Raw genomic sequence first — 12,876 nt, 5'->3', positions numbered from 1 at the left:
AGGCTTGACTTGGCGGCGGCCATGGCCTTTGCTGGCCGAATTCGAAAAGATACCCTCAGGAGAGGCGCCATGTTCCGTCCTACCGTTCAACGGCTCGTCGCCGCCTGCCTGTTCTTGCCCTTTGTCGCGCAGACTCAGAGCGTGATGGCCCAAAGCGTGACGGACCATGACCTGATGGAGAAGGCCGTGGCCCACCATCCCGGCGCCGATCAATGGAGTATTTACGGCAACGGTCAGGCGCACAACCTGGTCAAGGACGCGGGCGTGCCGGGCGGCTATGCCTTCACCGTCAATGTCACTTCGGCAGGCGCCAATCCCTGGGACGTCGAATCGGGCGTCGTCAACGACACGCCGATTCATAAGGGCGACGTGATTCTGATGGCCTTCTGGGCGCGCGCCGTCACGCCGCCGCCGGGCGCCGATACCATCAACATCGTCGCCCGCGCCCAGCAGGTGACGGCGCCCTACACCGAGATCGGCACGGCCAATTTGACGATCTCCTCCGCCTGGAAGCTTTATTACGCCACCGGCACCGCCACCATGGATTACGACAAGGGCCAGGCCGGCGCCGGGCTGCAACTGGCGACCGCCCAGCAGACCATAGCCTTGGGGCCCGTCTTCATGCTCGACTTCGGTCCCGGCTACGATCTCGCTAAATTGCCGAAAAATTAGCCAAAAAATTAGCCCAAAAAATAGGACGCCTGCGAATTATTTTGTCCTTTGGCGCTGAAACTTTTCGGCTATAAGAGGCGTGCCAGTTTGCCATCAATCACGCAGAGGTGTCGCCAAAGACACCCGGTCACCGACAACACAAACTTGGGAGTATTTTATGACCTTTCCACGCGCCGCGCACCGCGGCCGCTTAGCACGACTGGCCGCCACAACTGCCCTGATGGGCGCCCTGGCCTTCACCGCTTTTTCCGTTTCCGCTCAAGACGCCCCAGCCCCGGCCCCGGATGTCAAATCCTTGCCGTGGATGGATGCCAAGCTGGACGCTACCACCCGCGCCGACATGGTCGTCAAGGCCATGACCCCGGACGAGAAGCTGCAGATGGTCTTCGGCTATTTCTCGACCAATGCGCCGTGGCAGGCCAATGCCACAAAGAATTTCGTCTTCCCCAAGGATGGCCTGCCCGATTCGGCCGGCTTCGTGCCGGGCATTCCGCGCCTCGGCATCCCCAATCAGTGGCAAACCGATGCCGGTGTCGGCGTCGCCACCCAGCGTTCGCCCACCCCGCGTGAGCGCACCGCCCTGCCGTCCGGCATCGCCACCGCCGCCACCTGGAATCCTGAAACCGCCTTTGCCGGCGGCGCCATGATCGGCAATGAAGCGCGCCTGTCCGGCTTCAATGTGCAACTGGCGGGCGGCATGGACCTGCTGCGCGAGGCCCGCAACGGCCGCAATTTCGAATATGGCGGCGAAGACCCCCTGTTGGCCGGCGTCATCACCGGCAACGAAATCAAGGGCATCCAGTCGAACCATATCATCTCGACCATGAAGCACTACGCCTTCAACGCCCAGGAAACCAACCGTTTCACCATCGACACCAAGATAGACGACAAGGCGGCGCGCGAATCCGACCTGCTGGCCTTTCAGATTGCCTATGAGATCGGCAATCCAGGCAGCGTCATGTGCGCCTATAACCGCGTCAACGGCTATTATTCTTGCGAAAACGACTGGCTGCTCAATCAGGTCCTGAAAAACGACTGGGGTTTCAAGGGCTATGTCATGTCCGACTGGGGCGCTACCCATTCGACCGTCGAAGCCGCCAATGCCGGCCTCGATCAGGAATCGGGCTGGGCCTTCGACAAGTCGCCCTATTTCGCCGGCGCCCTGCGTGAAGCCCTCAATAACGGCTATGTCAGCCAGGCGCGCGTCGACGACATGGCGCATCGCGTCCTCTATGCCATGTTCGACAATGGCCTGATCGACGATCCGGTCAAGGGCGACGTCGCCACCACCATCGACTATGCCGCCCACGCCAAGACGACCCAAACTGATGCCGAAGAATCGCTGGTTCTGCTGAAGAACAGCGGCATCCTGCCGATCGCCAAGACCGCCAAAACCATCACGGTCATCGGCGGTCATGCCGATTTCGGCGTCATTTCCGGCGGCGGCTCGTCCCAGGTCTATACGGCCGGCGGCAAGCGCTTCGACGGCGAAGGCCCAGAAGGCTTCCCCGGGCCGCTCTATTACTACCCGTCTTCGCCGCTGAAAGGCATCCAGGCGCGCACCAAGGCCACAGTCACCTATCTCGACGGTAAGGACGTCGCGGCGGCTACCGCTGCGGCGGCCAAGAGCGATCTCGTCATCGTCTTCGCTACCCAATGGACGGGTGAAAGCATCGACGCCGCCGACCTCAATCTGCCCGACGGCCAGGACGCCCTGATCGACGCCGTCGCCTCGGCCAACCCGCATACCGCGGTCGTGCTGGAGACCGGCGGACCTGTCGTCATGCCATGGCTCGACAAGGCCGGCGCCGTCATCGAAGCCTGGTATCCCGGCTCCTCCGGCGGTGAGGCCATCGCCCGCGTCCTGACCGGCGAGGTCAACCCGTCCGGCCACCTGCCGGCGACCTTCCCGGCCTCGCTCGACCAGACGCCGCGGCCCGTCCTCGACGGCGACCCGAAGCTCGACGACAATTCCCATCCGCACAGCGACTACGATATCGAAGGCGCCGCGGTCGGCTACAAGTGGTTCGACCTCAAGGGCGCAAAGCCATTGTTCCCGTTCGGTTACGGTCAAAGCTATACGACCTTTGCCCTGTCGAGCCTGACGGCCAAAGCGGCCGGCAAGGGCCTGGCGGTCAACTTCTCGGTGAAGAATACCGGCAAGACCGCAGGCGCCGAAGTCGCCCAGGTCTATGTCGCTGGCAATGGCTGGGAAGCACCCAAACGCCTCGGCGCCTTCTCGAAGGTCATGCTGAAACCCGGCAAGATCGGCAAGGTCAGTGTCACCGTCGATCCGCGCTTGCTCGCCACCTACGATTCAGCCAGCAAGACCTGGACGATTGCCGAAGGTGACTATCAGGTCATGCTGGCGACCTCGGCCACGGATATCGTCTCCACGGTCACCGTGCATCTCGGCGCCCAGACACTGGATGTCAAAGGTCACTAATGCTCGTCTTTGAGGTCACGTCGGACAAGGCGCGAATCGATTTCGCCCTTGTCTGGCGTTTCCTCAATGAGGAATCGGCATGGGCTCAGGGCATTCCGCGCGACCTGTTCGACCGCGCGATGACCAACGCCCTGTGTTTCGCAGGGTTTCTCGGCGGCGAACAGATCGCCTTTGCCCGCGTCATTTCCGACCATGCCACCTTCGCCAACCTGGTCGACGTCTTCGTCGAACGCGAATATCGCGGCCAGGGCTATGCCACGCGCCTGTTGGAGGCCGTTTTCGCCCATCCCGACCTGCAGGGTTTGCGCCGTTTTACCCTGGCGACGCGCGACGCCCATCCGCTCTATGCTCGCTTCGGGTTCCATGCGCCGCTTTTCCCGGACACCCTGATGGAACGCTACGATCCCGATATCTATAAGGTCCAGCCATGATACGCGCCGCTTTCCTCAGCCTGGCCGCCCTGCTGTGCGCCGCCCCCGCCATGGCCGAAGACTATCAAAGTTCGCCGCCGCGCGTCGAAGCCGTGCAGAAGGACTGGGGGCAATGGCTTGGGCCCTATCGCGCCAAGGTAACGGCCAAGATGCTCGAGGACTTCGGCGAGCAATATCTCTACGCCCCGCGCAACGCCGCGTTGGCCCCGCCGGCCACCGGCGAAAAGCGCGTCGTCTTTATCGGCGATTCCATCACCGATCGCTGGGATATGGGCCGCTTCTTTCCGGGTAAACCCTATATCAATCGCGGCATAGGCGGACAGGTGACGCCGCAAATGCTGGTGCGTTTCCATGCCGACGTCGTCGCCCTGCATCCGGCCGCCGTCGTTATCCTGGGCGGTGTCAACGACGTCCAGGGCGTCTTCCAGGTCGAAACCGAGCAGCAGATCGAGGCCAATTACCTGGCCATGGCCGAGATCGCCGACGCCAATCACATCAAGCTGATCTTCACCGCCATCCTGCCGGTCAACAACTACACCGACAACGCCAAAAGCGCCCTGCGCGACCGCCGGCCGGAGATTCTCTACCGTCTCAATATCTGGCTGAGGACCTTCTGCGCGCAGCATCATTACGGCTTTATCGATTATGGTCCGGTCCTGCGCGATGCCAACGGCCTGCTGCGCGCCGATTATACGACCGACGGCATCCATCCCAATGACGCAGCCTATGCCGCCATGGCGCCGGTGGCGGAAGGCGTGATCGACAAGACGATAAGCGCGCAAAAATAGCGTGTGTCGCCGCCGAAATAGGCGTAAACAAGATACAATAGAAACGATGTTTGCGCACCCTGCCGGTCGCGCCGCAACACGCTGAGGAAGCCGCCATGAACCGCCAGCACTATTACGATCTCATTTCCGAATCCGAAAAGCTCGACTACGAAATCTATCTGTCGACCGAAAAACTGCTGTCCTGCCAGAAGCCGTTCAGCGCCTTCGTCAATGCCGACGAACTGCAGTTCCAGATCGTCCATCAGGTCGAGGAATTGTGGATGAAGCTGATCATTGCGACCCTGCTCGATATCGACGACCACATGCAGGCCGGACATGTCCATAAGGTCGTGACCCTGTTCGCCCGCGCCAACATGGTCCTGAAGCTGATGAGTGAGCAACTCGACCTGCTCGAGACCATGTCGCCGCGCGACTATCAGCAGATCCGTCTGCAACTCGGCAACGGCTCAGGCCAGGAATCGCCGGGTTTCCGCACCCTGATGCGCATGCCGCCGGAATTGTGGGAGACCTTCGAGGATCGCTACCTGACCGGTCGCGGCCTGAGCGTGCGCGATATCTACGACACGAACTATGCCCACGACGACGCCTATACCGTCGCCGAATGCCTGATCGAATTTGACGAACGCATGGCCAGGTTCCGCAGCAACCACATCCTGCTGATCCAGCGCTCGATCGGCATGGGCGCCGCCTCGCTGAAAGGCCGGCCGGTCGAATTGCTTGATTCCGGCGCCCGCCACCGCTTCTTCCCGCAGTTGTGGGCGGTTCGCCATGAAATGACCGACGCCTGGGGCGGCGAATACGGCAAGGTGCGCGACAGTTTATCGGCCACTGTCGAATGAGCTTCCGCGACCGCTTCGAAATACCGCCGGGCGGGCCCTATCTGATGGCCCACAGCGTCGGTTGCCTGCCAACAGCGGCGCGCGGTGAGCTGGAAGCCGCCATGTTCACGCCGTGGGCGGCGAGGGGCGGGGAAGCCTGGCCGTTGTGGCTGTCGGCCGTCGACGATTTCCGCGCCGCCGTGGCCGCCGTCGTCAAGGGCGCCATGGCGGAGATCTGCCCCCAGGCCAATGTCTCGGCCGGTCTGTTTTCGCTGCTGTCCGGCCTGCCGCGCCAACCCGGCCGAGATGTCCTGCTGGCCTCGGCCCACAGCTTCCCGTCGCTGGGCTATGTCCTGCAACAGGCCGAGCGCTTCGGTTTTCGTGTCGAACTGTTGCCCGAAGACGCCGACCCGGGCGACGTCGAGGTATGGGATAGGGCCATGACCAAAAAAGTCGCCGCTGTCCTCGTCATGCACGTCCATTCCAATACCAGTCTTGTCGCACCCGTCGCCGACATCGCCCGCATGGCCGATGAGCGCGGCATTTTCTCGATCGTCGATGTAGCGCAATCGGCGGGCATTTTGCCGATCGACGTCAAGGCCTGGGGCGCCGGCGCCCTGGTCGGTTCCTGCGTCAAATGGCTGTGCGGTGGGCCGGGCGCCGGCTGGCTTTGGTCAGATCCGGTGAAGACGTCCGACTTCCGGCCGGCCAATGTCGGCTGGTTTTCGCATGAAAGCCCGTTCGAATTCGATATCCGCGACTTCCGTTATGCCCCCGATGCCCGCCGTTTCTGGGGTGGCTCACCGGCCATCGCCTCGTGCGTGCTGGCGACCCAGGGTTTGCACGAAATCCACGAGATCGGTGTCGACAAGGTCCTGGCGCACAACCGTCGCCTGCTCAGCCGCATTGCCGCTAGGGTTCCGCAATGGTCGTCGCAGATCGACCGCGCCGGCAAGGGCGGAACCCTGTGCCTGAAGCCCGGTGACCGCATGGACGACATCTTCGCCAAACTGACCGCCGCCGGTTGCCACTTCGATCGTCGCGGCGCAGTGTTGCGGTTGTCCTTCCACCTGTGGAACGACGAGGGCGATGCGGATATAGTGGCAGCGTGTCTGCTCTGACCTCTACCGTCTTTCCAGCTTGATCGCCTTTTCCGGACAGGCCGAGACGCACAATCCGCACGCCCGGCAGGCATCGGCATTGACGGCAAAGCTCTGCTTCCAGCCATGCAGCGTACCCTTGACCTTGGCCATGAAACCGAGACCGGCGCGCTCTTCCGCCGGCAAGATATCCAGTTCGAACACCTCGTACGGGCAAATGACGACGCAATCGGCCTTGCCTTCGCAGCGGCTGCGGTCGATGACCGGCGCGAAGACGCCCGGTTCCTGTTTGCACGAAGGCTCAGCCATGCAGACCTTGTAAACCGCCCCTATAACTGCGGCAAGCCCAGCAAGTGGCCGAAGACCAGCCAGCCGGCAAACAGGCCGTAAAGCGCAGCGATACAGGCCAGGGCCCGGCTATCGACCTTGCCGCGGCGGAACATCGCCCACAACACGACAATGGCCAGCGCCGTCACCATGCCCGACACCAGCAGCGTATTGTCGAACTTCCACGGCGTGAAGAAGATGCCGAGTGCCGACGGGACGGTTGCCTGGATCATCATGGCGCCGGAAATATTGGCCAGGGCCAGCCGTTCCTTGCCCTGACGCACCCAAATGATGGCGTTCATGGTTTCGGGCAGTTCGGTGGCGACCGGGCTCAGCAACAGGGCGACAAGATGCGGCGCCATGCCCAGAGCCGTGCCGATGGCCTCCAATTGGGCGACGAAAACATGCGAGGCGAGGGCGATAACACCCAACGCCGCCACGACCTGCAGGGCGGCCCAGGCAAAATTGGGATTGCCGGGACGGATCTTCAGCGGTTCCAGCTCTTCCTCTTCGTCCGCCATCTCTTCCGCGGTCATTTCGCGCCAGACATAGATGGCGTAGGCGGCCAGGAAAAGAATGCCCAGCCACGGTTTGATGGAAAAAACGACGAGGCCCACGGTCACCTTGACGGCAAAGATGGCCAGGAAGGCCAGTTGGTCGTGGCCCAGCCGTTTGTGGTCGACTTCGACGGCGTGGTCGGCGCGCTTCAGACGCTTCTGATTAAGCCACAAGGCCAGGCCGACCACGCCATAGGCGATGGTGGCCAGCACCAGCGGTCCGCCCATGGCGGCGCCGACACCGATATCTTTTTGTTGTGCCGTCTGGCCGAAGACGACGGCGGTAAAGGTGACCGCGCTTTCGGGCAGGGCCGTACCGAAGGCCGCCAGCACCGAGCCTACGGCAGTGGCGCCGAGGTTCATGTGCTTGCCGCACCATTCGATGGCATTGACGAAATATTCGCACGCCAGATAGATGGCGACAGCGGAGCCCAGGAACAGGATGAGAGTCAGGAGCATGGTCATTCCGGGCCGGGCAAGCGATACAAAAACCAATGGCGCAATGCAGCGGCTTGCCCGGCAAAGGCAATCGCAACATGGCCAAAGGTCTCGCCTCTTATGATCGCGCCACGGAACTATGGTTCCGATTATGTTGACGCGGTCCTTCCGGGTGGAAGCGGCTACTCCCCAATGACAATGCGCGCCTTATGACGGATTTTGCCGGCTTTGGGAAGGGGCAGGGTATCTTTTCCACGCGGCCTTGAGTTCGCCGTGAGCGGAGCCTATTATATACAACGGCGGGTCTTGCTGTGGCTCCCGTGGCGATCAACATTCCTTCTGACCTTAATCACTTAGAACGGGGACTGTCCCTGATATGGACCCTGGTCCTAGTTACATGGTTCCCACCTGACTAGTCAGGTCTGAGAGGATTTAAACGCATCGACACGGTTCTTATGGCGCCGCCAACTTTCTTTGCCCCCTTTACAATATAACGACTCTGAGTCACCTGTGGCTGCGGCCAAATTCCGAGGTGCGGATGCTGATGAATGAGTCGAAGCCGCTCCTGCGGGCGGAAATGAAAAAGCGCCGGACCGCGCTGGCCGTCGCCAATCCCGTCGCCGGCGAATCGGTCGCCAAACACGCCGTCGATGCCCTTGACGCCTCCGGATGGCCCGCCAAACCGGCGATCGTTGCCGGCTATTGGCCGATCCAGAGCGAGATCAGCCCGTTCCCGCTGATGGAAGCCTTTGCCGACCGTGGCTATGCCCTGGCGCTGCCCTGCCTGGTGGCCGACGGCGATTCGTTTCGCATGGTTTTTCGCCGTTTCCGCATCGGCGACCGGCTCATCACCGGGCCGTTCGACATCCTGCAACCTGATGAAGGCCCAGAGGAGGTCGACCCCGACATCGTGCTGATGCCGCTATTGGCCTTTACCGCATCTGGGCAGAGGCTTGGCTATGGCGGCGGGTATTATGATCGTGCCGTCAGCGCCCTGCGTGGCCAAAAAGCCATACAGGCGATCGGAATCGCTTTTTCCGCTCAGCAACTTGCCGAGATACCGTTTGAGGTGCATGATCAGCAACTGGATGGTATATTTACGGACCAGGGCGCGATCGAGGCGCGTCCACATTAGACGGTTTCCCGTCTTGGAATTGGAAGTGTAATGCGTTTTGCTTTTTTCGGTGACGTGGTAGGCCGCGCGGGTCGCGATGCCTTAAGCGAATACCTGCCCGGTCTGAAGCGTCAGCTCGACCTGGAATTCGTCATCATCAATGCGGAAAATGCCTCGGCCGGTTTCGGGCTGTCGGAAAATTCCGCGCGCCAGTTGTTCGACGCCGGCGCCGATTGTCTGACCCTCGGCAACCATTCGTGGGATCAGAAAGAGGCCCTGACCTATATCGTGCGCGAACCGCGCCTGATCAGGCCGTTGAACTATCCGCCGCTCGCCGATGCGCCGGGGCGCGGCGCCAACCTGTTCGAAACCCAGTCGGGCAAGCGCATCCTGGTCATGAACGTGCTGGGCCTGGTCCACATGGCATCGATGGACGATCCGTTCGGCGCCGTCGATAAGCAGCTCGAATCCTGTCCGATCGGCATGGCGTGCGACGCCATCGTCGTCGACATGCACTGTGAAGCGACCTCGGAAAAGATGGCCATGGGCCATTTCTGCGACGGCCGGGCCACCCTGGTCGTCGGCACCCATACCCACGTGCCGACCAGCGATCACCAAATCCTGCCGGCGGGCACGGCCTACCAGACCGACGCCGGCGCCTGTGCCGATTACGACAGCGTCATCGGCATGGACAAGGAAGAGCCGCTCAGGCGTTTCACGACGCGGATTTCGCGCGACCGTTACAAGCCGGCTTCGGGCTCGGCGACGGTGTGCGGCGTCTATGTCGAAAGCGACGACCTGACGGGCCTGGCTACGCGCATCGAACCGATCCGCGTCGGTGGCCGGTTGAGCCAGAGCATTCCGCAAGTCAACGTGCTGTCTGCTGTTGGCACGTGACAAAGCGCTTTTGGCGCGATAAAAGCCGGGGATTCCAGCTATGAGCTGACCAGCTCATAGCTCTTCACCAACATGCGAAAAATTTTTGAAGGACCGTCCCTGCGGCGCACAGCCCGAGAAAATTTTTCTCCACATCGACAAACACGAAAAAGTATTTTGGCCACTTGGCCAAAAACTTTCTTCGTGAAGAGGTTTTTATGGCCGGCCATTCCAAATTCAAGAACATCATGCACCGCAAGGGGCGCGCCGACGCCGTGCGCTCGAAGATGTTTTCCAAGCTGTCGCGCGACATCACCGTCGCCGCCAAGTCGGGTATGCCCGACCCTAACATGAATCCGCGTCTGCGCCTGGCCGTCAATAACGCCAAGGCCGAATCCATGCCCAAGGACAATATCGAACGCGCCATCAAAAAGGGCGTGATGGGTGAAGCCGATACCTACGAAGACATCCGCTACGAAGGCTTCGGGCCCGGCGGCGTCGGCATTATCGTCGAAGTCCTGACCGATAACCGCAACCGTTCGGCGTCGAATGTGCGCAGCTATTTCAGCAAGTACAATGGCAATATGGGCGAATCCAACAGCGTCGCCTTCATGTGGGACCGCCTGGGCCAAATCGAATATCCGCTCAAGGCCGGCAGCGCCGACGCCATCATGGACGCGGCCATCGAAGCCGGCGCCGCCGATGTCGAGACCGATGAGGATCCGGAAGAGGGCGGCCACATCATCTATACCGCCTATGAGGATCTCAATAGCGTCGCCGAAGCCCTGACCAAGTCGCTGGGCGACCCGAAGGCGACCAAGTTCGTGTGGAAACCGAAGACCTTGACGCCGTTGTCGGGCGACCCGGTCAAGACCCTGATGAAGCTGATCGATGCGCTCAATGACGACGACGACGTGCAGAACGTTTTCGCCAATTTCGACATCAGCGACGAAGAACTGGAAGCCCTGGGGGGATAGTTTCTCCTAACCCGGGAAAAAGCGTGGCGCGGGGGAGACTCCCGCATCGCCAATTTTCATTTCCGCTGGATTCAAGGCTTTGTTTAGCGCTTAAAGTATGCGAATATGCCTCGTTAACCATTTTTGTGGGGGCCTGAATGAGAGCGTCGATTGTGATTTTAGCCGGCCTGGGGATTGGCTTGGCTGTAAGCCTGTCGGGCTGTGAAACCTATGGCCGTCGCCACGCGGACTACGGCTATGTCGATCCGCGCAACCAGCAGGAAAAGGCGCAGGAATGCGTCGCCGCCTTCGAGCCGAACGGCAAGGCCCCGCAGGTCATGACCTATGATAGCGACACCGGCACCGAAGTGCATATGAATACCGAAGGCAAGCGCGTCGACGTGACGGCTCAGAATAACCGCAACAACACTTCGCTCGGCATGGGCGGCAAGGTCGGTGGCGGTATCCCGGAAGCCTGTACGGATGCCGACCCGCGTCCCGGCCCGGCCATTCCGCGTTCCGTGCATAACAAGAACGCCTATAACGGCTACCACTAAGCCTTTTAGCCGCCGACACAATTTTAAGCCCCGGATCGCAAGATTCGGGGCTTTTGTTTTGTACGGGGAAGGGACGGGCAACAACGGCTATTGAGTGTCGCGCGTAGCGCAAGACTGTAATCCACAGATCAGCCAGATAAGCACAGATGGCGCTTCGCGCCTGACAAAGCCTGCGGTGAGAGGACATTGTCCTGAAATCTGTGCTTATCCGGCTGATCTGTGGATCGAAACCTGATTTGCGCTACGCGCCGTAAGTCCCGCCATTCCAATAATGGCACGAGTGGGCGAACAACACCCGTATCTATCCGTGATAAACCTTTACCCGCTTAGGGGCGCGACGCGTCGCTCGTATTCGGCGCCACCGGTGCGGCCGGCGGGATCGGCGTACCGGTGACCGGCGCCATGGCGATCTCGGTCATGCGCGGCCAGAAATCGTCGAACAGGTATTGATCATTGGCATCGCCCGGCACGTCGAATTCCGAGCCCTTGTACCAGGGCGTGCAGACTCGTTGCGACGGTTCGATCTTGCCCCATTGCAGGGTCGGGCAGGCGGCGCCGTTGGGATCGACTTCGTTATCGACCGCCCGGATTTCGCCATCGCTGCTGGCCAGGATGCCGGCGGTGCGCATATTGGCGATCTGGTTGCGGCCGATATAGGCGGTGCCGTCTTCGACATTGACGCCGATTTCATTGGCGATGATGGTGTTTTCGATGATGCGTGTGCGCTTCAGCGACGAGGTGATGCCGTGGTCGCTGCGGGCGATCATGCTGTGCGACAGCAGGGCTTCGCCGGAGCCTTCCAGCAGGACGCCCTGCGAGAAGTACAGGACCTTCAGGTCATTCATGCTGAGAATCGAGCCGCCGCTGTCAAGTGTGACTTCGATGCCGGTGGCGCCTTCGCCGCGTTCGAAACCGTGCCAGTCGGCCAGTTGCTGGATGCTGACGCCCTGGATGGCCGAGTCGCCGTCGAGCGTGGCATAGATGCCGCCCGAGGTCGTGGCGATTTCGGAGTTTTCGGCAAACAGGGTGGCATTGGTCACAGCCAGGGCGACCGAGCGCGTCTTGGCGATAACGTGCGAGTTTTCGGTGAGGTTGAGACGGCCGCCGGCGAGGTGAACGGCGGCACCGTCACCCTGATAGCGGATCTCGGAATTCTGGATCGTCACTTCGCTGTTGGCGGCGTCGACGCAGGGCGCATCCTGGCCGCGTGGCGAGCTGAAATAGACGTTCTTCAGGATGACGTGGTCAGCGCCCGGATGGACGCGAACGCAAGGCTGGCCGTCGGGCGCCACCAGGACCGGAATCTGGTTCGGCCCGTAGCCTTCGCCGATAATGGTGATCGAGCGGTTGAGGTCGAGGCTAGCGATGCAGGAACGCGTCTTGGCCTTAAGGTACAGGATGCCGCCCGAACGGATGCGGCGCACAACCTCTTCGACATAGCCGCCGTGGGCGCGATCACAATCGACGACGGCATCGGCTGAACCGCGGCCGTAATAACCATAGTTCTGACCGCGCGAGCGATAGTGGCGCTCATAACCGCACGTCCGCAGCTGAGCATCCAGCAACATGCCGAAGCACGGCTTGATATAGCCGCTGAGGCGCGCGGCATTGTTGCCGGTATAGGTATCGGCATGGGCGGCCGATACGGCGATGGGGGCGGCGGGAGACAGCGCGGTGGCGACCGCCAGCATCAGTCCAGCCAGGCCGAAGCGCAAGCCCCGCTCCGGTGTCGATACAGTTTCAGTCCGTGCGCGCATCCACATGCTTCTTTTCCTTGCACCTTGAGTCCTGAACGC

General features: G+C 61.3%; 13 protein-coding genes and 1 riboswitch. Of the genes, 10 read left to right on the top strand and 3 right to left on the bottom strand.

The features are described from left to right. Positions 1-69: 69 nt before the first annotated feature. The 6 genes from AC1DX3_RS14960 (at position 70) to AC1DX3_RS14935 (ending at position 6,276) form a co-directional block, all read left to right on the top strand. Positions 70-672 carry a hypothetical protein gene (locus AC1DX3_RS14960; RefSeq protein ID WP_476990114.1) on the top strand — a complete coding sequence of 201 codons (603 nt, stop codon included), beginning with the start codon at positions 70-72 and terminating at the stop codon, positions 670-672. 157 nt (positions 673-829) lie between these two features. Beyond that, entirely contained in the window at positions 830-3,118 is a 2,289-nt protein-coding gene (locus tag AC1DX3_RS14955; protein ID WP_476990113.1) for a glycoside hydrolase family 3 C-terminal domain-containing protein, read from the top strand. After that, on the top strand, positions 3,118-3,549 hold the full coding sequence (locus AC1DX3_RS14950; protein ID WP_476990112.1) for a GNAT family N-acetyltransferase: 432 nt from the start codon (positions 3,118-3,120) through the stop codon (positions 3,547-3,549). The genes AC1DX3_RS14955 and AC1DX3_RS14950 overlap by 1 nt, the downstream gene beginning before the upstream one ends. Beyond that, on the top strand, positions 3,546-4,337 hold the full coding sequence (locus AC1DX3_RS14945) for a GDSL-type esterase/lipase family protein (protein WP_476990111.1): 792 nt from the start codon (positions 3,546-3,548) through the stop codon (positions 4,335-4,337). Before AC1DX3_RS14950 ends, AC1DX3_RS14945 begins: the two co-directional genes overlap by 4 nt. Before the next feature lie 50 nt (positions 4,338-4,387). Next, positions 4,388-5,176: a tryptophan 2,3-dioxygenase family protein gene (locus AC1DX3_RS14940; protein WP_476990110.1), complete on the top strand. Its 789-nt coding sequence runs from the start codon at positions 4,388-4,390 to the stop codon at positions 5,174-5,176. After that, positions 5,173-6,276, top strand: coding sequence for an aminotransferase class V-fold PLP-dependent enzyme (locus AC1DX3_RS14935; protein WP_476990109.1), 1,104 nt, complete (start codon positions 5,173-5,175; stop codon positions 6,274-6,276). Before AC1DX3_RS14940 ends, AC1DX3_RS14935 begins: the two co-directional genes overlap by 4 nt. A 3-nt stretch (positions 6,277-6,279) precedes the next feature. Here AC1DX3_RS14935 and AC1DX3_RS14930 read toward each other — a convergent pair whose 3' ends face one another. Both AC1DX3_RS14930 and AC1DX3_RS14925 read right to left on the bottom strand, forming a co-directional pair. After that, the gene (locus AC1DX3_RS14930) at positions 6,280-6,564 is read right to left on the bottom strand and encodes a 4Fe-4S dicluster domain-containing protein (protein ID WP_476990108.1); all 285 of its coding nucleotides are present in this window, start codon (positions 6,562-6,564) and stop codon (positions 6,280-6,282) included. Between the two features lie 20 nt (positions 6,565-6,584). Beyond that, complete coding sequence (locus tag AC1DX3_RS14925) at positions 6,585-7,598, bottom strand: sodium:calcium antiporter (RefSeq protein WP_476990107.1); 1,014 nt, start codon at positions 7,596-7,598, stop codon at positions 6,585-6,587. Continuing rightward, positions 7,599-7,780: riboswitch (yybP-ykoY riboswitch) on the bottom strand. It abuts the gene before it with no gap. Between the two features lie 341 nt (positions 7,781-8,121). Between AC1DX3_RS14925 and AC1DX3_RS14920 the strand changes: the two genes are divergently transcribed. The 4 genes from AC1DX3_RS14920 (at position 8,122) to AC1DX3_RS14905 (ending at position 11,080) form a co-directional block, all read left to right on the top strand. Further along, a complete protein-coding gene (locus AC1DX3_RS14920; RefSeq protein WP_476990106.1) occupies positions 8,122-8,712 on the top strand; it encodes a 5-formyltetrahydrofolate cyclo-ligase in 591 nt (196 codons plus the stop codon). Positions 8,713-8,730: 18 nt separating this feature from the next. Further along, entirely contained in the window at positions 8,731-9,588 is an 858-nt protein-coding gene (locus AC1DX3_RS14915; RefSeq protein ID WP_476990229.1) for a TIGR00282 family metallophosphoesterase, read from the top strand. Positions 9,589-9,785: 197 nt separating this feature from the next. Further along, positions 9,786-10,544: a YebC/PmpR family DNA-binding transcriptional regulator gene (locus AC1DX3_RS14910; protein WP_476990105.1), complete on the top strand. Its 759-nt coding sequence runs from the start codon at positions 9,786-9,788 to the stop codon at positions 10,542-10,544. A gap of 137 nt (positions 10,545-10,681) precedes the next feature. Then, positions 10,682-11,080, top strand: coding sequence for a hypothetical protein (locus tag AC1DX3_RS14905; RefSeq protein WP_476990104.1), 399 nt, complete (start codon positions 10,682-10,684; stop codon positions 11,078-11,080). A gap of 326 nt (positions 11,081-11,406) precedes the next feature. Here AC1DX3_RS14905 and AC1DX3_RS14900 read toward each other — a convergent pair whose 3' ends face one another. Further along, positions 11,407-12,843, bottom strand: a complete 1,437-nt coding sequence (locus AC1DX3_RS14900) for a right-handed parallel beta-helix repeat-containing protein (RefSeq protein WP_476990103.1) — start codon at positions 12,841-12,843, stop codon at positions 11,407-11,409. Between the last annotated feature and the right edge of the window lie 33 nt (positions 12,844-12,876).

The sequence above is a fragment of the Asticcacaulis sp. P2_B1 genome (assembly GCF_056404915.1).
Note: the sequence above shows the minus strand (reverse complement) of the source record. Positions and strands in the feature narration are given on the sequence as shown.